Origin of the sequence: Pseudoalteromonas sp. MER144-MNA-CIBAN-0113, from assembly GCF_040308965.1 — a bacterium.
In the GTDB taxonomy this organism is placed as follows: Bacteria; Pseudomonadota; Gammaproteobacteria; order Enterobacterales; family Alteromonadaceae; genus Pseudoalteromonas; species Pseudoalteromonas tetraodonis.
Map to the genome: position 1 here is coordinate 1 of NZ_JBEOOG010000010.1, position 25,169 is coordinate 25,169.

At 38.2% G+C, this 25,169-nt stretch carries 26 protein-coding genes; 8 read left to right on the forward strand and 18 right to left on the reverse strand.

The features are described from left to right. Nucleotides 1-47: 47 nt before the first annotated feature. From AAEY57_RS04105 to AAEY57_RS04150, 10 genes are all read right to left on the reverse strand, one after another. Nucleotides 48-536 carry a hypothetical protein gene (locus tag AAEY57_RS04105; RefSeq protein WP_350606513.1) on the reverse strand — a complete coding sequence of 163 codons (489 nt, stop codon included), beginning with the start codon at nt 534-536 and terminating at the stop codon, nt 48-50. A 404-nt stretch (nt 537-940) separates the two neighbouring features. Further along, nucleotides 941-1,066, reverse strand: a complete 126-nt coding sequence (locus AAEY57_RS04110) for a hypothetical protein (RefSeq protein WP_350606516.1) — start codon at nt 1,064-1,066, stop codon at nt 941-943. Nucleotides 1,067-1,095: 29 nt separating this feature from the next. After that, nucleotides 1,096-2,646: an IPT/TIG domain-containing protein gene (locus AAEY57_RS04115; protein WP_350606518.1), complete on the reverse strand. Its 1,551-nt coding sequence runs from the start codon at nt 2,644-2,646 to the stop codon at nt 1,096-1,098. A gap of 247 nt (nt 2,647-2,893) precedes the next feature. Beyond that, nucleotides 2,894-4,408, reverse strand: a complete 1,515-nt coding sequence (locus AAEY57_RS04120) for an OmpA family protein (protein ID WP_350606521.1) — start codon at nt 4,406-4,408, stop codon at nt 2,894-2,896. A gap of 175 nt (nt 4,409-4,583) precedes the next feature. Then, complete coding sequence (locus AAEY57_RS04125) at nt 4,584-4,769, reverse strand: hypothetical protein (RefSeq protein ID WP_350606523.1); 186 nt, start codon at nt 4,767-4,769, stop codon at nt 4,584-4,586. Between the two features lie 24 nt (nt 4,770-4,793). Next, entirely contained in the window at nt 4,794-5,174 is a 381-nt protein-coding gene (locus tag AAEY57_RS04130) for a hypothetical protein (protein WP_350606526.1), read from the reverse strand. 5 nt (nt 5,175-5,179) lie between these two features. Then, the gene (locus tag AAEY57_RS04135) at nt 5,180-5,302 is read right to left on the reverse strand and encodes a hypothetical protein (protein WP_350606529.1); all 123 of its coding nucleotides are present in this window, start codon (nt 5,300-5,302) and stop codon (nt 5,180-5,182) included. Between the two features lie 207 nt (nt 5,303-5,509). Beyond that, nucleotides 5,510-6,718 (reverse strand): ABC transporter permease, encoded by a 1,209-nt coding sequence (locus AAEY57_RS04140; RefSeq protein ID WP_350606532.1) that lies wholly within the window; start codon nt 6,716-6,718, stop codon nt 5,510-5,512. Further along, nucleotides 6,711-7,499: an ABC transporter ATP-binding protein gene (locus AAEY57_RS04145; protein WP_350606534.1), complete on the reverse strand. Its 789-nt coding sequence runs from the start codon at nt 7,497-7,499 to the stop codon at nt 6,711-6,713. Before AAEY57_RS04145 ends, AAEY57_RS04140 begins: the two co-directional genes overlap by 8 nt. Beyond that, complete coding sequence (locus AAEY57_RS04150; protein WP_350606536.1) at nt 7,496-8,308, reverse strand: DUF3025 domain-containing protein; 813 nt, start codon at nt 8,306-8,308, stop codon at nt 7,496-7,498. The genes AAEY57_RS04145 and AAEY57_RS04150 overlap by 4 nt, the downstream gene beginning before the upstream one ends. Nucleotides 8,309-8,415: 107 nt before the next feature. Here AAEY57_RS04150 and AAEY57_RS04155 point away from each other — a divergent pair, with 107 nt between their 5' ends. Both AAEY57_RS04155 and AAEY57_RS04160 read left to right on the forward strand, forming a co-directional pair. Beyond that, on the forward strand, nt 8,416-10,044 hold the full coding sequence (locus AAEY57_RS04155) for a M28 family metallopeptidase (RefSeq protein ID WP_036982626.1): 1,629 nt from the start codon (nt 8,416-8,418) through the stop codon (nt 10,042-10,044). A gap of 85 nt (nt 10,045-10,129) precedes the next feature. Then, nucleotides 10,130-11,302: a putative manganese transporter gene (locus AAEY57_RS04160; protein ID WP_350606539.1), complete on the forward strand. Its 1,173-nt coding sequence runs from the start codon at nt 10,130-10,132 to the stop codon at nt 11,300-11,302. Between the two features lie 58 nt (nt 11,303-11,360). On the opposite strand, the gene AAEY57_RS04165 is transcribed toward AAEY57_RS04160, so the two are convergent. The 7 genes from AAEY57_RS04165 to seqA all read right to left on the reverse strand — a co-directional run bounded on the left by AAEY57_RS04165 (nt 11,361) and on the right by seqA (nt 19,335). Next, the gene (locus AAEY57_RS04165; RefSeq protein WP_350606541.1) at nt 11,361-11,720 is read right to left on the reverse strand and encodes a DUF805 domain-containing protein; all 360 of its coding nucleotides are present in this window, start codon (nt 11,718-11,720) and stop codon (nt 11,361-11,363) included. 207 nt (nt 11,721-11,927) lie between these two features. Then, entirely contained in the window at nt 11,928-13,505 is a 1,578-nt protein-coding gene (locus AAEY57_RS04170) for a dihydrolipoyllysine-residue acetyltransferase (protein ID WP_350606543.1), read from the reverse strand. Between the two features lie 8 nt (nt 13,506-13,513). Further along, nucleotides 13,514-14,491, reverse strand: coding sequence for an alpha-ketoacid dehydrogenase subunit beta (locus tag AAEY57_RS04175; protein WP_350606545.1), 978 nt, complete (start codon nt 14,489-14,491; stop codon nt 13,514-13,516). Beyond that, nucleotides 14,491-15,705 (reverse strand): thiamine pyrophosphate-dependent dehydrogenase E1 component subunit alpha, encoded by a 1,215-nt coding sequence (locus tag AAEY57_RS04180; protein ID WP_138627008.1) that lies wholly within the window; start codon nt 15,703-15,705, stop codon nt 14,491-14,493. The genes AAEY57_RS04175 and AAEY57_RS04180 overlap by 1 nt, the downstream gene beginning before the upstream one ends. A gap of 265 nt (nt 15,706-15,970) precedes the next feature. After that, on the reverse strand, nt 15,971-17,023 hold the full coding sequence (astE, locus tag AAEY57_RS04185; RefSeq protein ID WP_350606548.1) for a succinylglutamate desuccinylase: 1,053 nt from the start codon (nt 17,021-17,023) through the stop codon (nt 15,971-15,973). Between the two features lie 80 nt (nt 17,024-17,103). After that, the gene (gene pgm / locus AAEY57_RS04190; protein ID WP_013465002.1) at nt 17,104-18,741 is read right to left on the reverse strand and encodes a phosphoglucomutase (alpha-D-glucose-1,6-bisphosphate-dependent); all 1,638 of its coding nucleotides are present in this window, start codon (nt 18,739-18,741) and stop codon (nt 17,104-17,106) included. A gap of 9 nt (nt 18,742-18,750) precedes the next feature. Further along, complete coding sequence (gene seqA, locus AAEY57_RS04195; protein ID WP_138627010.1) at nt 18,751-19,335, reverse strand: replication initiation negative regulator SeqA; 585 nt, start codon at nt 19,333-19,335, stop codon at nt 18,751-18,753. 226 nt (nt 19,336-19,561) lie between these two features. Here seqA and AAEY57_RS04200 point away from each other — a divergent pair, with 226 nt between their 5' ends. The 5 genes from AAEY57_RS04200 (at nt 19,562) to fur (ending at nt 22,094) form a co-directional block, all read left to right on the forward strand. Then, on the forward strand, nt 19,562-20,329 hold the full coding sequence (locus AAEY57_RS04200; protein ID WP_350606552.1) for an alpha/beta fold hydrolase: 768 nt from the start codon (nt 19,562-19,564) through the stop codon (nt 20,327-20,329). A 95-nt stretch (nt 20,330-20,424) separates the two neighbouring features. Next, nucleotides 20,425-20,646: a DUF2788 domain-containing protein gene (locus AAEY57_RS04205; protein WP_008113777.1), complete on the forward strand. Its 222-nt coding sequence runs from the start codon at nt 20,425-20,427 to the stop codon at nt 20,644-20,646. 2 nt (nt 20,647-20,648) lie between these two features. After that, the gene (gene ybfE, locus AAEY57_RS04210; protein ID WP_008113775.1) at nt 20,649-20,927 is read left to right on the forward strand and encodes a LexA regulated protein; all 279 of its coding nucleotides are present in this window, start codon (nt 20,649-20,651) and stop codon (nt 20,925-20,927) included. 13 nt (nt 20,928-20,940) lie between these two features. Further along, the gene (gene fldA / locus AAEY57_RS04215) at nt 20,941-21,468 is read left to right on the forward strand and encodes a flavodoxin FldA (protein WP_008113772.1); all 528 of its coding nucleotides are present in this window, start codon (nt 20,941-20,943) and stop codon (nt 21,466-21,468) included. A gap of 182 nt (nt 21,469-21,650) precedes the next feature. Next, nucleotides 21,651-22,094: a ferric iron uptake transcriptional regulator gene (gene fur / locus AAEY57_RS04220; RefSeq protein WP_013465004.1), complete on the forward strand. Its 444-nt coding sequence runs from the start codon at nt 21,651-21,653 to the stop codon at nt 22,092-22,094. Between the two features lie 72 nt (nt 22,095-22,166). Here fur and glnS read toward each other — a convergent pair whose 3' ends face one another. Continuing rightward, entirely contained in the window at nt 22,167-23,831 is a 1,665-nt protein-coding gene (glnS, locus tag AAEY57_RS04225) for a glutamine--tRNA ligase (RefSeq protein ID WP_350606557.1), read from the reverse strand. 214 nt (nt 23,832-24,045) lie between these two features. Here glnS and AAEY57_RS04230 point away from each other — a divergent pair, with 214 nt between their 5' ends. Beyond that, nucleotides 24,046-25,116 (forward strand): DUF3083 family protein, encoded by a 1,071-nt coding sequence (locus AAEY57_RS04230; RefSeq protein WP_024603035.1) that lies wholly within the window; start codon nt 24,046-24,048, stop codon nt 25,114-25,116. Nucleotides 25,117-25,169 lie beyond the last annotated feature (53 nt).

Below are 25,169 nucleotides of genomic sequence, written 5' to 3' on the forward strand. Positions count from 1 at the left end.
CATCCACTTCGAAGGTAGGTTAGATGGTGTGCTAGATATTTAGCAACTTAGGCTGACACAGAATTCTGAACGCCCTCTTTTTCTTGATAGCCTTGCCCGTTTGAACGCATATATCCGTAGCTAAACTGTATGTAATTTATATCAGCTTTAGCCATAGTTATGTGTTGCTGTTTAGATAATGGCTCTGTAACGATAGTTAATTCATCTTTACTTACTTCAAACGCAGCTTTGTAATTAAAGCCATATCTTTGCCAAATTAACACCTTTCGTAAAAACCATAATCCCAAGAATAAAGGAATATATATAAAAAATAACCCGCTAACCCAGTCCTCTTCAACCCAAACATGACTATACAATGCAAGCGCACCCAATGCGATTGCAAATAAAAACTCAATGCCTAAATTTAGCCTAAATAATTTAGTCACTACCGGCATAGTGATTTTACTCGTAGGGGTTAGGGCGTCCTTTTCTGGTAAATTTACGAGCTTAAACCAAAACTTGTCATCTAATTGTATATCTAGCTTTTCGCTTTGCATTAATAATCTCAACAGTAAATTATAAAAAGAGCATGTAATATCAATTACATGCCCTTTTTTTAATATGCACGAACTAATCTTGCAGTAAATTAACCATATACCACTTGCCGTCTTTTAAACCAAAACGGCATTTGTTATACATTGTAGTTTTCTCATTATGTCGCTTATCATAAGTATCAAATTTATAATATATAAATACTTGCTCTGTATATCCCCACCTTTCATAAGTTTCTTCAACAACGCTATACTTAGTATCTAACAAGCTTTGATTCGACAAGACGAAAGTTTTTTATACCATCGTACTCTTTTCCGAAGTATTTTTTATGTGTACTGTCAATCAGTTTAGTGATTGCTTTATCTGCATTAGGAATATGATCAACGGGTGTAAATAGTTGCCTAAATAACTATTCATCTTTATTTTTTACTATTTCTACCGCTTTTAAGCAGTTTTCTTTTGGGATTGTTAAATCAAGCTCTGCGTGACACGTAAAGCTTGCTAATAACGACAATGGTATTAGGTATTTATTCATTATTTATCCTTAAAATATTAGGGTCTGAGCTATTCGATTGAGAAGCTAACCGTGTTACTTTTTCCAAACTGGTTACTTACCGAGTAGCGCCAGCCACTTAGTTGACGTGGCGTTTCAACTTTAATGGTTTTTTCATCTATATAAATGCTATTAACAGTCACATTTTTAAAATTAACAACCGTCTGCTCATTAAAATTTTCACCTATAAGAGTAATTGTTTCTCCAGCACTGATGCTTCGCTTTTCAGGTTTTAAAAGTGGGGATTTGCTCTTATTTACTTCAATTGGTTGGGCATCACTAATAACCTCATCATGAGCTAAATATACATAAGCCTCGCCTATCTTACTTGGCACCTCTACACTTATATATGTTTTGCTTGCTTCAATTTTAGCTATGGTAGGTTTTAAGTTAATAAGATCATCAGGGTATTGAAAAACAAGGACCAAATTTTTTGCATCTGCTGGTAAGCCATCTACTTCAAACTCTACTTTATCCCCAGCTCTAATAAAATCTCGAATAGAGTGCCCTTCAAAGGACATATTATAAACCCAGCGCACAAGTAAACGATTTTGATTAGGCCCTGTTAATTTAACAGTTTGAGATTTTTTACGACGTTGCGTATCGTAAATATCTAATATTAAATCGTCGTCATCATCTAAATCTAAGTGATCTAATTTTCCATCATCATCAAAATCAAGTGAATGGTTAAAATCACCAATTTCTATTTCATCATCTAAGTTATTACCATCAGCATCAAGGTCTATATAATTTGGGAAGCCATCTTTATCTAAATCTTCAATGCCTTCTATTTTATCAGAGAACGAATCATCGTCAGAGTCGACATCTTGCCAATTCGGTATTCCATCACCATCAAAGTCTATGTCAGTACTACTATTTAATAAAACGTGCTCTAAACCATCTAAAATACCATCTTGATCTTGGTCATTCTTAATAAGGTTACTGCCAAATGCACGTTCCTTCTCATCATCAAAAGCATCTACATCTTCGTCATAAAATAGAACCATACTGTAGATTAAATCAGGGCCACCACCGTAATTATTATCCATTACACTTAGTTGATAACGACCCGCCTCAAACATATGAAAATTAACAATATGCTTTCCAAATTTCTTATATTCGCTAATAACATACTTACTAATTACTCTGCCTTCTGAGTTTGATACATAAACTTGCGGGTCAAATCGTTTAGCTGCACTTTCGAATACAGCAGTGACCATAGTTCCATCATCAACGTTAAAACCATATAAATCACCTTTGTCTGTTCTTGATGAAATAACGCCCTTAACTTTAAAACCTTTACCAAGCTCTACTGCAGTAGCAACAGATGGGTTATCGTTAGGTTCTTTTTCAAAATAAACAGGGTATTGAGTTTTACTGGCATCAAACGGATAGTCATCTTGTTCATCAGGCACACCATCACCGTCTTCATCTTTATTTTGCCACGTACCTATATGGGTGGTTGGCTGAATGTTTTTTGCATGTGAATTTGGTGTATAGGTTAGCGTGCAAAAAGCACAGCTAACACTTAAAAGCGAAAGATATATTAGTGGTGTTTTCAAGAGTCCATCCTTGTTTAATTATCCAATTTTTATAATTTAGTGCTGATAACGCTAAAAGCTAAAAAAGATGTGTATTAAGTACTTATATAATAAATACTTACTTTACACATCCTTAAGATTAGCATAGTGCGCGTGGCTATTTTCCAACTAACTAAAACGTTATCTATTTTTAATTTTGGCATTGCAAAAATCACCAACTTAGCTTTTTGCATTACCTAAGTTGGTTATATTATATTTTTAAAATACATTAATTTGCATCAGACAGCCTTTCAACTAACTCAACACGACGGTTAAGCTCTCGCCCTAGTTCATTCTTATTAGTCGCTGCCGGAGAATAAGGCCCAACGCCTTGAGGGATTAACCTTGTTTTGGCAATGCCATAATCAGCTATTAACGCTTTAACTACCGCATTAGCCCTGCGTTTAGAAAGGTCTAGATTATATTCAGCAGATCCTTTGTCGTCTGTATGCCCAACTACATACAAGCTCAACTTTTTATTTTTTTCAAGAACTTGCGCTATCACATCTAGAGATTGCTTAGATTCAGGTTTTATAACAGCTTTATCATAGTCAAACAGTACACCATAAATAGACGCTTTACCCTTTTGCTTGAGCTGCTCTAGTACTTTATCGCTATTTGTTTCTATTAACCCTGTTATTAGTGGCTCGGTTCTCATAACTAAAAGCTGAATACGAGAATCACCTTTATAGTTGCCTATGAAAAACGCTACGTAAGTAGTCTGCCCTTCAAATGTGCTTTTCATAACTTGGTATCGAGGTTGACGCCAATAATTGTTAACACCTTTTAATGCAAGGATATCGCCTAATTTGCTTAAGTCCTCTCGAATTAATCTACTTCTGGTGTTATTACTGCAGGCACTTTTCTGGCAAGTGAAAACAGTTTCAAACCCTTCTTTTACCAGTGCACTCAGATAGTTGTGATAAATTTTAATAGTTGACACATTTTTCACAACATAAGTAATTTGTGTTAAATCGCCTACTACATCGAGCATTGGAAGCTTTCTGGTCTTTTTATCAGCAATACCAACAGGCAAGCTGAATTCTTCGTAATCAACTTGTTTGTAATCTTCAATATAACTACCTGGATAACGACTGATTAACGGGTGGTCAGCCGACCCAGTTTTATCTTTACGAGGAGACTTTGTTACTTTTTTTGAGTTGTTTTGTTTTTTAAAAGCATCAAAATCAGCGGTGATGAGGCCTGTTTCAATCTCTTTTATGTCCACAGTTGTTAATAATATTCGTGTAAGATTGTCATTTTGCCCTACGAATAATGAGATTGCGGCGTCAAGTTGTTCACCTCCCTTTGTTGCGAAAATATAATGCGGTTTATAGAATTGGCTACTGGGATCAAAATAACTAGATTTTTCAGCTAATCGCTTTTTATCGCTTCGTCTATCACCTGAATAACACTCACTTAAAGAACATCTGTAAATCACGTCAAAGCCAGCATCTTTTAATGCGCTTTCATAATTTTTTGTTACCTTCAACGAAGCAACGTTTCTTATCGTATATTCATAATGAGCTGTATCACCAATAAATTTTGCAAACTCAAACTGTTTAGATTTTTCTGCTTTAGGATCAAACTTTGTCATTAACTGAGTTTCTTCACCCGCTAGAGTAACTGAATCGTCTAGTTTTGCTTTTGGATACGGTGACAATAATGGCTTTGCTTGTACACTTGATGCACCAATTAGATAAATTATAAATACTTGGAGTACTTTTATTATTTTATTGTTCATTAAAATTCCTTTTTATAGTTTCTGCTCTAAAAAATTAGTTTATTTAGAATACGTTAAATATTCTGATACTTAAATTCGTAAATTAAAACTTACTATAGTCGTACGCATGAGTATATTTTTTCATATTATTGATAGATATTTTAATTTCATGCCTTTCCTTAGTTTTTTAAATAAATTAAACAATAAAGCCCAATAAAAACCCGATTGGGAAAAGGGATAAATAGGTTAATGTCCACCATGAAAAACGGTGTTTAGTTTTGACGTTATGCACTTGCGTTAAGTAATCAACAATTGCTCTATAGTCACTTAAATTAGAGGTATGTACTCCATAACGTTCGCCATTGACTGATTTAATTGCCAAATGCGTACTTATGTAAGGGCCAAATCAGAGCAGCGGCGTCAATGGAAAATAATTAATATATATCGCCTCTATATCTTTAAAAGCAATAAACACCTCACGCTCACCTTTAAAGTCCGGCATGGTTATAGCACTAGGCGTAACATAAACATCGGCGTTATAAAATGTTTTTTGTAACGAGGATTGCAATAGCACCAAACCAGAAAACAAAAACGGGGTAACGACAAACATGGTATTCAATGTTTGGTCAGCATTTGAGTAACTCGGTTGACCATCAATAAAAAAGGAGGCGACAAACGCCCCTAGTAACATACCTAAAAACGATTTTATTCGCGTATAAGGCACCCAGCGTTTGTGTGTAAAACATACTTGAAATGTATGCGTAAGCTTTTCAGATATAAAATTCATAATAGTCAAGCTAGTCTATGATATGAATAAGCGTCGAGCTCATCTGGCACACCGCCAGCGTCTTCATCTTTGTTTTGCCACGTGCCTACAAGTGGGAGTGATTGGATTGTTTTTGCTTGAACGGGCATTGTATAACTTAGCAAACTAAAGGCGCTGCTTACGTCCAAAAGTGAGAGATAAATAAGGGGTATTTTCAAGAATCCATCCTTGTTTTGTAATCCGTTGCTTAGCTCATAAACTTAAACTATTAAATGACTTAATACAAATAGCTTCAGAAAGAAAGGCTTAAAAACAAAAAAGCACCACTCAAGTGATGCTTTTTTATTAGTTAAATATCATCTAAACAACACGTCTTCGCGGTTAAACCATTTAACACAAAATGCCAATAGTGCACCGGCTATCAGCGCCGTAGCCAAAAATATTAATCCCACCAGCGTGTAATCGACTGTGCCTTTAATAATTTCTTTAATCGCTAAGGCGACGTTAGTAACCGGAATAAAGGCTGTTTTAGCGGTCAGTTCCATATTAGGCATAATAGAGATAATAATTGGGAAAAATACCACCATACTTAATGGCGTCATGTAATTTTGCGCTTCTTTAAACGAACGTGCATAGATTGATATAGCCAATGCTAATGCAGAAAAAATAGCTGCAATTGGTAATAATAATACAAAAATCATCAGTAAGTCAGAAATGCCTAATGTACTAAATGCGGCTTTAATAAACTCTAGATCAGCAAATGCCAGTGCTAATGCAATCCAACACCCCATACTAATGACGGTGATAGTAGTTGATGCGATTGAAGTTGTCAGTAGAGTAATAAATTTACCCAATACTAGCTCAGTACGAGTAATGGGGGTAAGTAGTAAGGTTTCTAAAGTACCACGCTCTTTTTCGCCAGCGCCTAAATCAATTGCTGGGTAAGTTGCCCCCATCAGTACTAACGGGATAAGTAAATAAGGTAAAAACCCACCTACTTTTTCACCTAAGTTTTCACGTTTGTCTGCAGTATCAACTTTAACCACATTAATTGGCTTTAAAATAGATTGCTGAGCGCTTTTATCAATACCAAAGCTCAATAGTTTACTTTCTTGAAGTGTATCGCTGTACTCTTTAGCAAGCTCTTTTACTCGCTCAAATAAGAAGTTAATTGATTTTGAATCATTAAATACAACTTGCCATTCACTTTGCTTTTTATCATCTAATGTTTGCACTGCATCGATTGGTAAGTATATGCCCATGTCGATATCGCCAGCAGTTACGCCTGCTTTTAGCTCCTCAACACTATTGAAGGTTTTATCGCCTTTATATAACTCAAAGCTTTTATGATAAAACACTTTATCAGTAAATTCTGGAGCAAAGTCGCCATTGATAATTGCATAGGTGTTTACCTTTTGCTCTGCATCAAGCGCGGCTTGTGAAGAAATAAACGCAACCACAGCAAATAACAACGGAAAAACCACTATCGGAAATACCACCACGAACAACAAGGTTTTTTTATCGCGTAGCAGCTCGGTTAATTCCTTTTTAAAAACTTCAAACATCTTGCTTCTCCGTTAATATGTTCATAAACGCTTGGTTCAATTCTTCGCTGTTACCCGCTTGTTTAAATTCAGCGAGGGTGCCATCAAAGCAACTTACACCTTCATTAATAACCGCTACACGATCACATAAAAGCGCAACTTCATCTAAATGGTGCGTAGAAAAAATAACCGGAGTGCCTTGTGCTTTTAAGCCTTTAATAAAGTTAATTACTGTTTGAGTGGTCATAATATCAAGCCCGGTAGTTGGCTCATCAAGAATAACAACGTCTGGATGATGCACCACAGCACGCGCAATGTTGGCTTTTTGCTTCATACCGGTTGATAAGTTTTCAGCACGTTTATCAATAAATTTATGCATATCGAGTAAGGTAAATAACTCTTCACAGCGTGCCTTGATTGCCTGCTTGCTCATGCCATGTAGCTTTGCAAAATATTCGATATTTTCTTTTACCGTTAAACGGCCATATAAACCAGTAGAGCCAGACAAAAACCCGATAGATTTACGCCCAATGAGTGGCTTTTTAATTATGTCATTTCCAGCAATAGTAATACTGCCATCATCCGGTTTTAATGCGGTTGAAATCATTCTTAAGGTGGTGGTTTTACCCGCGCCATTAGGCCCTAACAGCCCCAATACTTCGCCTTTTGCACAGCTAAAGCTGACATTTTTTACTGAATGAAAAAAGTCTTTATCTTCACGGGGGTCTATATCATCTATTTTATTTTTTTTATGATCTTTAGTGAGCTTAAACTTCTTCTTAAGCGCGGTGACTTCTATCATTTTCGTGTCCTTCGTTTCGGTCTAAAATAGTCCGTGTTGTCGTAAAATGATGAATTGTTATTCTCCTCACACCAACCAGGAACACCTAATAGAGGTAAGGGTGAAAGCTGTTTATTATCGGCTAAACAATCATCAGTTTTAATCATCTCATAAAGGCGCTGATCTAGGTACTGGTATTGAGTTACTAAATCTTTACAAAATATTTCATCCGGTACATTTACAAATAAGGCTTTGCCAGTCAGTCCAATATAAGGTTTGGTTAACATTTCATAATTGGCATGGCCAAATATGAAAGGTGCAATGGTTTTACCCCACTGCTCTCTATGTTCGATGAAGGCTGTTTTCCACTGGTGGTCTCTTAACCACTCTTTCCACTGTGATTCGCTAATAGCTAAAACCACACCGCATTCGTCAAACAAGGTCAGTGCGTTACGGTGTTTACTTCGTTGTTTTAACCCATGCAACGCTATTTCATCAACATGACGCTGATTAATAAGGGCTTTTGTTTTTGGAAATAAGCACCAAATAAAACCACCAAACAGATCATGCCAGTTTTGTTGTCGGGTGGGCACGTCCCCTGTTTCAAAAATGACTTGTTCATAATAGCGCTCAGCAAAATCAACCTTGGCATCATCGACAAAACGAATTGGCAGATTATTAGCATTGATGGCGTTTAAATACGGGGTAAAGTACGCAGGCTCAGGCCAGTCTGTTTGCTGATCTATTTTAAACAGCTGACGAAGGTGCTCAAATGCACCTCCATTTATACTCGTTACTTGAAATTGTTCTGGGGGAGTAAAACGCTTCATTGTTACCTTTACTGTACATTTTTATCAGCAACAGTTTACCGCAAAAACTGGTTCTAATTAACAGAAGTTCATATACTAACGCCACTTAGAACAAAAAAAGAGCCAATATGAAACGTTATTTTTCTTTGACCCTAATAACAACGGCAATTTTAGCCGGCTGTGCAACAACAAGTATCACATCTGATGATGTCGCTAAAGGCTACAACAGCATTCAAGCGGATGAAATTGCTAAGCATGTAAAAGTGTTAGCTTCTGATGAATTTGGTGGACGTGCTCCTTCATCTGAAGGTGAAAAGCTTACGCTTGATTACTTAACAAAAGAATTTACTGCTTTAGGCTTTGAGCCGGGTAATGGCGACAGCTTTTTCCAAGAAGTGCCGCTTGTATCGTTAGAAGCAGACTCTGATATGGTGCTTAATATTGGCGGTAAAGACTACCAATACAAAAAAGACATGGTTATGGGTAGTAGCCGTATTAGTGCGCAAGAAGGAATTGAAAACTCGGAGCTTGTATTTGTTGGCTACGGTGTTAACGCACCTGAATATAACTGGAATGATTACGAAGGCCTAGATGTTAAAGGCAAAACCGTTGTTATGCTGGTAAACGATCCGGGTTTTGCAACTAAAGATCCGGCTTTATTCACCGGCGATGCAATGACCTATTACGGGCGTTGGACTTACAAATACGAAGAAGCAAGCCGTCAAGGTGCTGCAGGCGCTATTATTATTCATGAAACTGCTCCAGCGTCTTACCCTTGGTCTGTGGTTGAGAACTCATGGAGTGGTGAGCAATTTGGTTTCGTAAAAGAAAACAATAATATGGACCGTGTTGCTGTTGAAGGTTGGGTTACTGTTGATGTAGCAAAAGAGCTTTTTTCTAAAGCAGGCCTTGATTTTGAAACCGCCAAAGCAAACGCTGCCAAAGGTGCTTACCATGTTGATATGGGCGATTTAACAGCCACTGTGAATGTAAAAAACACCATCAAAAAATCGGTATCTTATAACTTTATTGCCACTCTTCCTGGTAGTAAAACACCCGATGAGCATATTATTTACTCTGCGCATTGGGATCATTTAGGAACGGATAAAAACCGTAAAGGCGATCAAATTTATAACGGCGCACACGATAACGCAACAGGTACAGCCGGTATGATAGAAGTTGCCGAAGCCTTTACCAAACTAGGTAAACGCCCTGACCGTTCAATGACCTTTTTAGCGGTAACCGCTGAAGAGCAAGGTTTATTAGGCTCGAAATATTATGCTGCGAATCCAGTTATTCCAGCTAATAAAACCGTTGCAAATATTAATATGGACAGCTTAAACCTATTAGGTAAAGTAAAAGATATTAGTGTGGTGGGTATTGGTAAATCACAAATGGATGAGCTATTAGCAACTGCGGCCAAAGAGCAAGGCAGAACAGTATCGGGCGACCCTAAACCATCTTCAGGTGGTTACTACCGCTCAGATCACTTTGCCTTTGCTAATATGGGTGTTCCTGCCATGTATGCCGGTGGCGGTACACAAGCGTTTGATGAAGAAACTGCAAATTACCGTAAGCGTATGAGCTTAGTACTGCGTGGTTGTTACCATCAACCTTGTGATAGATACCGCGATGAGTGGGATTTATCAGGTGCGGTTCAAGATTTACAATTATTTTATAAAGTAGGTTTTGATATTTCACAACAAACTCAGTGGCCTACGTGGAATGAAAACTCAGAGTTTCAACGTAAAAAGTAACTACTGCGACAACACGTAAGTGATATTGATTATCATTTAATAAAATAGTACAGTGCGATCTCATTCTTTAATTAGGTCGTACTGTATGTTTTTAACATCCCATTTAGGAGTTATTTCGCCAGCTGCAAAACGTGTTTTTCATCAAAATAAACGCCTAATTTTACCTCTGTTAATTTTAGCCTGTTTAGTCCTGCCCGATTTACGCACCATAACAATTACTGCACTCAGTGATGCTTTTTTTCAAGTGAGTGTATTTGTTGCTGCGACCTTATTTATTTACTACTACGCGATTGATCATTTACCCCAACTAGAGCTTCGTTACCTAAATGCTAAGTCACCGGTATTAGAGGTCAGCTTTGCTGCTTTTTTAGGCATGTTACCAGGCTGTGGTGGCGCGATTATTGTGGTGACTCAATTTACAAAAGGCCAAGCTAGCTTTGGCGCAATTGTTGCTGTATTAACGGCCACTATGGGTGATGCCGCGTTTTTATTGTTAGCGACTCGCCCTACCGAGGGTTTAACCATCATGGCAATAGGGTTTGTGGTTGGCTCAGTAACGGGTTTAATCGTCAACACACTTCATAAAACAGGCTACTTATGCCCAACTGTTCAAAAGCACACACCACAGGTTACCCTTTTACCGACGAAAATAATTACGCTCAGTAAGCCTATTTGGTACATCGCTATTATTCCGGGGTTACTCATTGCCTTTTTACTCGCTTTTAATATTGATTTGAGCCAATTTGGGCAGTACACCACATTCACTGTTACTCATTTTGGCGCATTAATGGCGTTGTTTGTCGTATTTATGTGGGCGTTATCTTCAAAAGGTGAAAGCTATAAAGAAGTAACCTCAGAAGATGATATATGCAGTCCACCTTCAAAACTCACAAAAGTACTGCAAGATACTCATTTTGTAACCGCGTGGGTGGTTGCCTCCTTTATATTATTTGAACTACTGGTGACAGTGTTTGGCCTTGACTTAAAAACATGGTTTTTAAATTATGCTTATATGGCCCCGCTCATAGCGGTATTAATTGGTTTTTTACCTGGCTGTGGCCCGCAAATAATTGTTACCACTTTATATATTCAAGGGGTTATTCCGTTTAGCGCATTAGCGGCCAATGCCATTTCCAACGATGGCGATGCGCTTTTCCCAGCCATTGCCATGACACCTAAAGCGGCTATTATTGCCACGCTATATACCGCTATTCCCGCGTTATTAGTTGGTTATGGACTGTATTATTTTGTAAATTAATTTCTTACATAAAAAAGCTCAGCAATGGCTGAGCTTAAAATGTTTACAAGTTACTTAATTAAGCAGTGTGTAATTCAACTTCTTTTGGGTTAGTACCGTGATCGTTTTCACCTTCTTGCGAGTCTTGCGCTAAGAAGATAATTAGAATGATCCAACCAACCACAGGTACTAGCCAAAGTAATTGCCACCAACCTGAACGATTGGTATCGTGAAGACGGCGAGCACCTGCACTTAGTTGAGGGATCAATAAAGCTAGACTATAAATAGTTCCAATTATTGCTGTACTGGTCGCATAGTCAATTGCAGCAGTTACAAGCGAAAATATGAAGTTAAATAAGATAAACATCCAATAAGCCTTACGGCGGCTACGACCTGAAAAATCAGCATAGCTTCGCAATGCATTCATATAATGTTCCATAAAATTTCCTTAATGTTATTTTTTATATTCCCTAAAGGGCGTACAGCGTTACCTATTTGGTTACATTTGTATCTTAATTAAAAATATAAATTTATTAAAGAAAAAAACCAGCTTTATGCTGGTTTTTTAAATAGTTTTTTAAATAGTTTTTTAAATAGTTTTTTAAATAGTTTTTTAAATAGTTTTTTAATAAATCATCAAAAAGAATTAGCGCATTGCCATCATCATTTTAGCTGGCTGTTCTAGGTATTCTTTCCATAAATTATTAAAGCGCGCGATAGTGCCGCCATCAATTACACGGTGATCCCCTGACCAACTTACTTGCATAATTGCACGCGATACCACTTGCCCTTGCTCGTCAAAGCGCGGAAGGTGCTGTAATTTACCTAAGGCAACAATCGCCACTTCTGGCTTATTAATAATTGGCGTAGCTATAGTGCCACCAATTGCACCAATGTTCGAAATGCTAATAGTGCCGCCTTTCAAATCATCTGGCGCTACGCGGCCTTCTCGAGCTGAGTCAGTTAATTGCGTTAAATTATTAGCCACCTCTACAATACTCTTAGTTTGGCAGGCTTTAATATTTGGGACTAATAAGCCCACTTTAGAGTCCACTGCAACCCCAATATTGTGATCATCATAGTAGGTAATTTCACTGCAATCATCATTTACTTTTGAGTTAAGTACCGGGAATTCAGTCATTGCCAACGATAATGCCTTAATAAAAAACGGCATCATCGTAAGTTTAACGCTCTGTGCTTTATATTGCTCTTTAAGATCAGTTCGAAGTGCAATTAAATCAGTTAAGTCAATTTCATCACTGTAGGTAAAGTGTGGAATAGTAGAAACCGACGCCACCATTTGTTTTGCCATGGCCGCTTTAATGCCTTTAATCGCTTCTGTTCGCGTTCCACCTGTGCCCGCTGCATGCTCATCAGGACTGCTGATTTTTTTACTCTCAGTAGTCTGTGGCTTGTTAAGCTCAGAGGTATCCATGCCAGATGGCACTTCATTTTTTATAAACGCTTCAATATCTTGTTTATAAATACGGCCATTTTTACCACTGCCTGGTACGCAGGTTAAATCAACGTCAAGCTCACGCGCTTTACGCCTAACCGCCGGTGATGCAACCGCTTTTTCGTTAACAATCGCAGTTTGCGGTTGTGTTTGCTTAGCGGGTGCGTCTGACGTTGCGTTACTTTGCGCTTTTACAACTGCTTGGTTAACATCAACATCTTCTTTTGCGACTTGCCCTGCAATTGTCATTTGAAATAATGGGCTATGCACCTTTGCAATTTCACCTTTTTGATAATACAGCTTTTGCACTGTACCGGTATATTTAGCCGGTATTTGTACTAATGCTTTATCGGTCATTACATCACAAACGGCTTGGTCTTCTTCTATTTCATCGCCCTCTGCTACTAACCATTCAACAATTTCACACTCAACGATACCTTCACCAATATCGGGTAAAATAAAATCTTCTAAGTGATCACGAGTACTTGTTGGTGAAGAAGCTGTTTCAGTCTCTTCACTAGGCGCTTCTCCAGCCACATCCATTGCAAATAAAGGCGCATGTACTTTAGCAATATCGCCTTTTTTACAATGCAGCTTAGTGATCACCCCATCGTGTACAGCTGGAATTTGCACTAAGGCTTTATCTGTCATCACATCACAAATAGGCTGATCTTCTTTTACAGTGTCGCCCTCTTGTACCAGCCATTCGACTACTTCGCATTCAACTATGCCTTCACCAATGTCGGGTAATATAAAATCTTTAGCCATGGAAACCCCTAAAAGTTCACTGATTGTTTAATTGCGGCCATTACTTTTAATGCATCTGGAACATATTCTTTTTCGAGCGCCAGCGGATATGGCGTATCTAGACCACACACACGTAAAATAGGCGACTCTAAATGCAGGAAACACTCTTGAGCGATAGTTGCCGCAATTTCTGCGCCAAAACCGTTGGTAATAGGTGCTTCATGACTAACAATAAGACGGCCTGTTTTAGTCACTGATTTAGCAATGGTTTCAACATCCCACGGTAAAATACTGCGAAGGTCAATCACCTCACAGCTAATTCCCTGTTCACTGGCTTGTTTTGCCGCTGCTTCTATAATTTCCATTTGTGCACCCCACGCTAATAAAGTAACGTCTGTGCCCTGTTGTATTACTTCAGCTTTACCGAGTTCAATGCTGTAATCTTCTTCTGGCACTTCACCGGTTGAGGCACGGTATAAACGTTTGGGCTCAAAAAATATAACGGGGTTGTCATCTTTAATACACGCACGCAGTAACCCTTTAGCTTGATAAGGATTACGCGGCACGACAATTTTTAGGCCTGGTGTGTGAGCAAAGTACGCTTCTGGCGATTGCGAGTGATACAAACCACCAGCAATACCGCCACCGTAAGGTGTACGAATCGTTAGATTACCCACATTAAACTCATTACCACTACGATAACGAAACTTAGCCGATTCATTCACTATTTGGTCAAACGCAGGAAAGATGTAATCAGCAAATTGAATCTCTGCCAATGCAGGTGCACCAAAGGCAGCCAAACCATTAGCAAAGCCTAAAATACCTTGCTCTGTGAGCGGAGTATTGAATACGCGATGCTTACCGTACTTTTCTTGTAACCCTGATGTTGCTCTAAAAACACCGCCAAAATAACCCACGTCTTCACCAAAAATACACGCTTGAGGATGTTCATTCATGGTGATATCTAAAGCAGAATTAATTGCATGTAGCATGTTCATTTTAGCCATTACTTAATTCTCCCTGCTGTTGTGGGGTAGGCGTCTGGATGTGCTTTTATATGCGTTTTAAGTTCATCATATTGACGTTGTAAAGATGGAATTGGCGTATCGTAAACATCTGAAATTAGCTCTTCTAACGCCGGCTTATCAATTACTTCAGCGCGTTTTAGTGCCGCTAAAATATCATCACGAATTGTTTCTTTCGCTTTGATATCTTCTGCGTCATCTAACCAATTTTGTTTTACTAACCATTTTCTAAAGCGCTCAATTGGGCATGTTTTATAGTTTACTTCTTCATCTTTTGAACGGTAACCGCTTGGATCATCTGATGTTGAATGCGCACCTAAACGATACGCTATCGATTCAATTAATACCGGTTCACCTTGTGTTGCAGCAATTTCGCGGGCTTTTTTAGTAGCCGCGTAAACGGCGAGCGCATCACTGCCATCAACACGAATAGTTTTAATACCATAACCCACACCACGCGATGCAATCCCATCGCCTTTAAATTGCTCATCGGCTGGGGTTGAAATAGCATAACCATTGTTACGTGCAAAAAAGATAACCGGTGCTTTATGTACTGCAGCCATATTTAAGCCTGCATGAAAATCACCTTCTGAAGCAGCCCCTTCACCAAAATAACAAATAGTAACGTTATCAATAGTACTTGCTAGTTCACCTGTTTTAGCATCAATGTGTTTTACTTTTTGACCATATGCGTAACCCGTAGCCTGTGGAATTTGTGTTCCCAAAGGTGATGAAATGGTCATGTAGTTAAGTGCATTAGAGCCATAATGGATCGGCATTTGACGGCCTTTACCTAAATCTAATTCATTAGAAAACATTTGGTTCATAAATTGATCAAGGGTAAAACCACGATAGTGTAAGGCTGCTTGTTCACGATATTGCGCCATGATCATGTCATCTTGTTCAAGGGCTGCAGCAGAGGCTGTTACCGCCGCTTCTTCTCCTAAACACTGCATGTAAAAGCTAACACGCCCTTGGCGTTGAGCACCCTGCATACGTTCATCCAATAAACGAATAAAACGCATGGTTTCGTATAATTTAATAGCGGTCTGTTTAGAAATATCAGGTGCAGGAGCACTAGGATGAATGTCGCCGTCCTCAGTTAAAATACTCAGGGTTGGAATATTAAGTGCGTGGCCGTCAATAAACTCAAGCTCATGATTAATATTCAGCGATACGTTATTGGGATTACTCATAACCTACCTTCTTTTGTTGTCGGTATCACAGCGCCCCTTTGGATTATTATTATGGGTGATAGTTGCTGAATAAACTTTGCAACATCTGCACTGTATTTAATTAAAGCTGCCAACACTTTACGTTAACGTAAAGTGTTATTCAACAAAACTGTGACCAAACAAAAGTAAATAATGAGCAAAAAACTGGCAAGTTAACTATACATATAATTAACCACTTATTAATCAATTGGTTAAACTTTCACAACAAGTGGTCTGATGTGTTGATTTAGCTAAAGCGGCTATCCACTTGCATAGGGACTACTGTAAGTAATGCACGTTGCCCAATGGCAACCTGTGCGTTAGGAAAAATAATTGCTTCCCCTTCTACGTCGGCATATATGGCATTGTCGCCATCGGTGGCTAAAAGCTCACCCTTTGCAAACCCTGTAAAATTCTCGGCATCGTTAGAAAACGGAAAACTAAAGTTTTGCGCTGTGCGGTTAATAGTACGATGAACAGAAAACAACTCAAAGTCGCTTGCATTAAATTCTGGGTATTTTACTTCTTTTTGGCTAATTAATGCAGTTAGAGTTTGTTTTGTTTTTGCAAAACGTGACATGTCGTTTTCACCAAAGGGTTTCACTTGCCCAAGCTCTACAGTAAATGAGTCAGCCCCATGCACAAACGACGAATAGTAGCTAAACGTGGTGGCTGGAGACTTCATCATCAATACTGTATTTACACCACAGCTTAATAAGAACTGCAGTTGCGACTTTTTCCAAGGCTTGCCATGTAAGAATGGGTAAACAGCAAATTTTTCGTTTTTAGAACCGCGAATAGCGGTATGTAAATCATAATGACAGCGATACGTACCCTGCTCTGAACGGGCGTAAAAATCGCTAACATATTGCTCAAGTTTATCAGCGCGAACGCGTTCGTCGTTCATCGCTATACCATCAACAGTGTGGTGGCCGTTAAACAAGCGGTTTAAGTTCTCTTCTACAAATCGTTTACCAATATTAATTGACTGAGGATTACCAAAAATAAATAAAACACGTTGTTGTAATTCAAGTTGCCCACTAATAATGTGTTTAATGAGTTCATCGCAAATTTCAATGGGGGCTGTCTCATTGCCATGAATGGCACTGGATAGCACCACATCTTTTGAGGTAACACAATCAGGCTCAAACTCAATCACACCGGTGTCATGCACGGTTACTTTAGTCTGGTTGTTAAGCGTAAATTGACCTGCCTCTAAATGCCATTCATGGTTTCGCGAAAGCGTTAAAAAATCACCATCTTGTTTTAATTGATTAATATATTCTGCAGTGGCTGACATAACGATAAAAGCCCTTTTTTTGTAAATTATAGATACAAAAACGGCTGATAAAATCAGCCGTTTTTAGTTGTAATTGCATATTAGCTAATCACTGAATCAACCAGTTTTTTAGCTTCTTTTTCTAATAAGGCTAAGTGCTCTTCGCCTTTAAATGATTCTAAGTAAATTTTATAAATATCTTCCGTACCTGACGGACGCGCCGCAAACCAGCCGCTTTCAGTTACCACTTTTAGCCCACCAATAGCTGCATTATTACCTGGCGCATGAGTTAGCTTTTGTAAAATAGGCTCACCCGCTAAGGTATCTGCTTTTACGTCATCAGCACTGAGTGCTTTTAATCGCGACTTTTGCTCAGGCGTTGCTGGCGCATCTAGGCGTTTATAAAGTGGCGCACCAAACTCTTGCTCTAGTTCTTTATACAGCGCAGACGGGGTTTTACCCGTAACTGCAAGAATTTCAGCAGCAAGTAGCCCCATAATAAAGCCATCTTTATCTGTACACCAAACCGTGCCATCAAAACGTAAGAAAGCCGCACCTGCGCTTTCTTCACCACCAAAGGCCAATTTGCCTTTGTTTAAACCCTCAACAAACCATTTAAAGCCAACGGGTACTTCTTTTACTTTACGCTTGTTGCGCTCAGTTACCTTGTCAATCATTGAGCTAGAAACAAGGGTTTTACCGATTTCAACACTGGCATCCCAATCACGATGCGTTAGTAAATAGTCAATCGCTACGGCTAAAAAGTGATTAGGATTCATTAACCCATCTGGTGTTACTATGCCGTGACGGTCATAATCAGGATCATTACCAATCGATAAATCAAAATCATCTTTAAGGGCAATTAAATTAGCCATTGAATAAGGTGATGAGCAATCCATACGAATTTTGCCATCTTTATCAAGCGGCATAAATGCAAAACGTGGATCAACACTGTCATTAACGACCGTTAAATCTAAATTATATTTTTGCGCAATCACTGGCCAAAAGTTAATGCCTGAGCCACCTAATGGATCAATACCAATCTTGATGCCTGCATCGCTAATCGCTTTTAAATTAATAATGTTTTTTAAATCATCAATATAAGGCGTCATTAAATCTTCGTAGCGAATAAAACCAGAACGTGAAGCTTTAGCAAAAGGAAACAGTTCTACTTCAACTAAGTCTTCTAATAATAATTGATTGGCTCTGTCTTCAATCCATTTTGTAACGTCTGTATCTGCAGGACCGCCATTGGGCGGGTTATATTTAAAACCGCCATCTTCTGGTGGATTATGAGATGGAGTCACTACAATGCCATCGGCAAGCTCGTTAGGATGATTTTTATTATAACTAACAATAGCATGGCTAATAACTGGCGTTGGAGTAAAGTCACCATTTTCTTGGGTGATCACTTGCACTTCATTAGCAACCAACACTTCAATTGCTGAGTTAAAGGCCGCCTCGCTCAGTGCGTGGGTATCTTTACCTAAAAATAACGGACCAAATATATCGTTCTGTTTTCTGTAATCACAAATAGCTTGGGTGATTGATAATATGTGCGATTCGTTAAATTTTACATCGTAGGCACAGCCTCGATGCCCTGAGGTGCCAAATGCAACACAATGCTCGGGGTTTTGCTCTAAGTCAGGCTCATTTAAATAATACGCAGACACTAACTTTGGTACATTCACTAAAGCCGATTGTGGTGCAGTTTTACCTGCGCCGGAATGAATTGCCATGGTCTTTCCTTAAAGATAATCACGAATTTTTTCAGCTTGCTCGTTGCTATAGCCTAAACTAAGTGCAACTTCATGCAGCATCATTTTTTTACGCGTGGTATTAGAATTGGTCATCACCCAATATTCACTGTCAGTGATATTTTTTGGGTTCATACTACTACCGCTATTCACTAAGTCTTCTTTACTGGTCGCGAAGTAAACACGATCTCGACCTTTAATATCTAGCACCACAGAGAAGTCTGTTTTATGCGTTCGATAAAATGCACTTAAAATAAATAAGAAACGACCTACAACGCCTTTTTGCATTGCCAGCTCTTCTTTATTTAAAATATTAAATACGTTTGCATTTTTTTTATTTACCGGCGGTTTTGCTACTTGGGTTGGCTGTTCAACGTCTGCTATAGGTTGTTCTAGTGATGAATTAGACACACTAACGGTTTCATTTTTATGATCAGTGTCTAATTTAGTGGTGTTAATTTTTTCGCCGTTGAGATTTAATAAACGACGTAAAATAGTGGATGCACTCTCACCAATACTCTGTGTATTGCTTGCAATGTACTGATATAACTCGTCGTCTATGTCGATTTGTTTCATGTTCTTCCTGTCATTACGGGTCACATTTTTCTTTCTAGCTGATTATACCCAATCCAGTTAGAAATGCGAGTTACAACCCACGCGACTCTAAACATAGTAGTAATTAATAATGACCAAATAATCAGGAAGCTAGGTATTTTTGAGTCCAACATACAAATAATATCTGTATTTTTTGCTTTTTAGGGTAATGCTCGGCAAACTATGCGCAAAATTGAAGGAGACGTCTATGCAATTAAATTACAAACAAATTGGTCAAGGTCCAAATGTTATTTTGATCCATGGACTGTTTGGCTCTTTAGAAAACCTTAATGTGATTGCAAAGCCATTAAGCGAGCATTTTTGCGTAACCAATGTTGATTTACGTAATCATGGCCTTTCGCCCCACAGCGATGAAATGGATTATACTGCAATGGCCAATGACATTGTGGAATTAATGGCGAAATTAAAAATACAAAAAGCCCACCTTGTAGGGCATTCCATGGGCGGCAAAGTGGCGATGCAAATAGCACTGAGCCATACTGATTTAGTCGATAAACTAGTGGTTCTTGATATTGCGCCTGTGAGCTACCCTGCGCGCCATACTCAAATACTTGAGGCTTTAAATGCAGTAAAAAATGCAGATATTAGTGATAGAAAGCAAGCTGATTTAATAATGCAACCGTATATAGAGGAGTTAGGTGTACGTCAGTTTTTATTAAAAAGTTTATATAAAAATGATGATGGGCACTTTGTTTGGCGCTTTAATTTACCTGTGCTCGATGATAAATATTCAACTATTACCGCAAACATTAATGCAAATAATTCTTGTTTGTGCGAAACTCTGTTTATTAAAGGTAATGACTCTGACTACATTTTAACCGAGCATCGCGAAGCGATTAATGCGCTGTTTAAAAACGTCAGTGCAAAAATCATTCATGGTGCGGGTCATTGGTTACATGCTCAAAAACCACAGGCTGTAAACAAAGCAATCAATGATTTTTTAACTGCAGTTTAATGTTATTTTTATGGCGTGTTTTTGATTTATCACACTAAATAATTAAAGATTTATGTGCTATAGTACGCGCCGTTTAATTTAAAGGTTATACGTCGATGGTCAGTCAGTTTATTAACGAATTTGATACCTTAGGGTTGTATTTTGGCTTAGCAGGTATTTTTATTTTTATCGGCTTGGCAATTAAAGACGTACTGAAAAGCGGCAATGTGCCTAAATTTGGTCGTTATATTGTGTGGCTGGTACTCTTTTTAGGTTGCTCTGGCTTTATTGCCAAAGGACTTATTCAGGTATTTTGGCAAGGTGCGGGTGTAGGTTAAGCATGGCCAAGTCAGAAACAGATAGAACAACGCTTGATTTATTTGAATACGAGAAACGTCCAGGAAGACCTAAAACAAATCCCCTTCCTCGGGATATGCAGTTAAAGGTTAATAAACGTAATCAAATAAAAAGAGATAAGGCACGTGGTTTAAAGCGTGTTGAATTTAAAGTTTCGTCACAGCTGTATCAGGCACTGAGTGATATGGCAGATGCACAAAATATTAGCCGCAGTGCGTTGATCGAAACAATTTTACAAGAAAGATTGGCTATTGATAGATAAAAGGTTTAAATCCATGGCAAGTGTAGGCATTTTTTTCGGAAGTGACACAGGTAACACAGAACACGTAGCAAAAATGATCCAAAAAGAATTGGGTAAAAAGCTCGTTGCTGTGCATGACATTGCAAAAAGCTCTAAAGAAGAGATTGCTGAGTTTGATCTGATATTATTCGGTATTCCAACTTGGTATTATGGTGAAGCGCAATGTGATTGGGATGATTTCTTTCCTGAGCTTGAAGAAGTAAGCTTTGAAGGTAAACTAGTGGCTATTTTTGGCTGTGGCGACCAAGAAGACTATGCAGAATACTTCTTAGATGCTATGGGCATGATCAACGATATCGTAACAGAACGTGGCGCTATTGTTGTAGGCCATTGGCCTACAGACAGTTATGATTTTGAAGCATCAAAAGGCATGGCTGATGACAAGCATTTTGTTGGTTTAGGTATTGATGAAGACCGTCAGCCAGAATTGACTGAGCAGCGTGTTAAACAGTGGTGTGCTCAGGTGTATGATGAAATGTGCTTAAGTGAGTTAGCAGATTAATCCCCCCTTTTTAATGCTAACTGTTTAAAATATTATCAAACAGTTAGCATTTTCCGCGTTAATATTGATATAGATCAATTGTTCTTTGCACTTCCTGCTAAGGCACGTTATCCTAACTGTTATTGTGACGAGTACATCTTGCAAGATGTCTAGTATAACTAAATAAAATTGAGACAGATTTAATGACTGATCATAACTTGGAACTTAAAAAAGCCGGGCTAAAGGTAACTTTACCGCGTATTAAAATTTTAGAGATTCTTCAATCTCCAGATAACCAACACATAAGCGCTGAAGATGTTTACAAGGTTTTATTAGATCTAGGCGAAGAAATTGGTCTTGCGACTGTTTACCGTGTTTTAAATCAATTTGATGATGCAGGAATTGTAAGCCGTCACCACTTTGAAGGCGGTAAGTCAGTATTTGAACTTTCTGGCAGCACTCACCATGACCACTTAGTGTGTTTAAAATGTGGCAAAGTTGTTGAGTTTGAAGATGATTTAATTGAACGTCGTCAACTTGAAATAGCTGAAGAAAACGGTATTAAGCTGACCAATCACTCTCTTTACCTATATGGCGAATGTGAAGATAAAGACGCGTGTAAAGCGTTTGCGCAAAGCAATAGTTAAAAGCCTATTTAGTTTAATAAAAAAAAACCTGCGATTAAGCAGGTTTTTTTATAACTAAAAAATAGAGCAATATTATTTGTGCTCTATTTTAGCCCACGAATCACGTAAGCCTACCGTTTGGTTAAATACCAGGTTTTCTGATTTAGTATCACGTGAGAAATAACCGGTACGCTCAAACTGAAAACCTTGTGCAGGTACAGAATTAGCCAATGAAGGTTCAAGTTTAGCATTAGAAATAACCACTAATGAGTCTGGGTTTAACGTGCTTTCAAAGTCCTCTGCGGCTGCAGGGTTAGGCACACTGAATAAACGGTCATATAAACGTACTTCAGCTGTCACTGACTCAGGCGCAGATACCCAATGAATAACCCCTTTTACTTTACGACCATCGCTTGGATTTTTACCCAATGTTTCAGGATCGTAAGTACAGTAAATAGTGGTAATTTCACCATTGTCGTCTTTTTCAACACGCTCTGCCTTAATCACATAAGCACCACGTAAGCGTACTTCTTTATCAAGCACTAAACGTTTAAACTTATTGTTAGCTTCTTCACGGAAATCTTCGCGTTCGATAAAAATTTCACGCGTGAAAGGCACTTCACGGCGACCCATTTCTTCTTTATTTGGGTGATTAGCCACAGAAAGCGTTTCTACTTTATCGGCTTCATAATTCTCAATCACAATTTTCACTGGATCAAGTACAGCCATAGCACGCGGAGCATTTTCGTTTAAGTCATCACGGATACACGCTTCAAGCATACCCATTTCAACCATGTTTTCTTGCTTGGTAATACCGATACGCTGACAAAACTCACGAACAGATGCCGGTGTATAACCACGACGACGCAGACCCGCAATGGTTGGCATACGCGGATCATCCCACCCTTCTACGTGCTTATTAACCACTAAGTCATTAAGCTTACGCTTTGACATAATTGTGTATTCAAGGTTTAAACGTGAAAACTCAATTTGTTGCGGGTGACATTCAAGGCTGATGTTATCCAATACCCAGTCATATAAACGACGGTTATCTTGGAACTCTAGCGTACATAATGAATGAGTAATGCCTTCAAGTGCATCAGAAATACAATGCGTGAAGTCGTACATTGGGTAAATGCACCACTTATCCGCTGTTTGATGATGATTAGCAAAACGTATACGGTATATAATTGGATCGCGCAGCACCATAAATGAGCTGGCCATATCTATTTTAGCGCGAAGGACACATTCACCTTCTTTAAATTCACCGTTACGCATTTTTTCAAATAATGCGAGGTTTTCTTCAGGTGATGTTTCGCGGTATGGGCTATTTTTACCAGGCTCTTTTAATGTACCACGGTATTCGCGAGCTTGATCTGCAGTTAAAAAACAAACATACGCTAAGCCTTTTTCAATTAGCTCTACTGCATAGCCGTAAAGCACATCAAAATAGTTTGACGAATACTTAATCTCACCATCCCAATTAAACCCTAACCACTGTACGTCTTCTTTAATTGAATTAACGTAGTTAATATCTTCTTTTTCTGGGTTTGTATCGTCAAAACGAAGGTTACATAAACCGTTATAGTCTTTGGCGATACCAAAATTTAAGCAAATTGATTTTGCATGGCCAATATGTAAAAAGCCATTAGGTTCAGGTGGAAAACGGGTATGCGTTGTGGCATGTTTTCCACTTGCTAAATCTTCATCAATTCGGGTTCTAATAAAGTTATTTGGGCGATTCTCGATTTCCGCCATAGGATTATAAACCTCTGTATATTGCGTGATAACAAAACTACTGCATTATTACAAAAACCAACCTTAACATACAGTAATAGATGCGGGTTTATGCAGTTATTACCAAAGTTTGTTAGATAAGGGATAGTTTATGAGCAAAATTTGTTTTAGCGCAATATTAAAGTCATTAAAGCGATTTATAGTAAACGAATAACCCCAACTTAAAGGAACGAAGATGGCCTCATTAAATCAACACCGCATATATATTCCAAGTAATGCACGTGCAAATCATTACTTATTAGCCGAAATTACACCTAATGAAGATTTTTATAAAAACTTCAGTAATATTAATGCTTGCTATGAACGAATTGCGCGTCAGTTATTTGCATCATGTGATGAATATGAACTGCATAATGTCCATTTACTCGCAAATGATAAACTCCCCGTGGTGAGATTTCATGATGAGTCTTACCAACTTGAAACCGATAAGCAAATGTTGTTTTTTTATAACCCTCGTTACCATGAAGCGCATAAACTTCATCACACAGAAAATCAGCAAAGTAAAAAAATACGCCTATTGTTTTTAGCTACTGGTGAAGATATACGTGCCCACTCTGCGCAATTTCATACCAATGTACAAAAAGTATTGAGTCATTTACAAGATCAGTTATTCTTAGACCAGCCAAGCTTTAAGCTACGCGATCATCAACATTTAACCTATGATTTATTCGCTAAAGAAAAAGGTAATAAAGAAAGCTATGGATATAAACTAAGAAGTTTATACCCTCGTTATCAATCCAGACAATGCGCAATACCTAGTAGCCATGCTGAAATGACTTACGTCACCTTCTCTATTCCCGTGTCACGTAATATTAAAACGCAATTTCAAACACAAATTAATAGCCATACTTATAAACCGTTTTATAACCACTTTTTGCAGTTATTTACTCAACTTTGTGAAGATAATAAACTCACCCATGCAGCGATGGTTGCCAATGGGGCAATGCCAATAATTCGTAATAGTGAAGTAGATAGAAATGAGGGAAATGGTGAGTTACAAAAAATTAGTTTTGATATAGAAGATTCAGCGCCGCAAATAAAAGTATTTTTTGATGAAAATAAACTCGTAGAGACGCTACATTTTGTGATTGTTGCCGCCGCACATAACAAACATGAGATTGGCTATGGTCGCTTTATGAACCAAGTAGAGAAAACCGTTCATGCATTCTGTGATGAATTAGCTATTAATAAGCAGCGCCAAGATTTATCTCTGCGATTTTTTCAACATATTAGTTACCCGTTTTAAGATTAAGGGCAATACGCTCTAGCCATACATAACAAAAAGGCTCGCAATTGCGA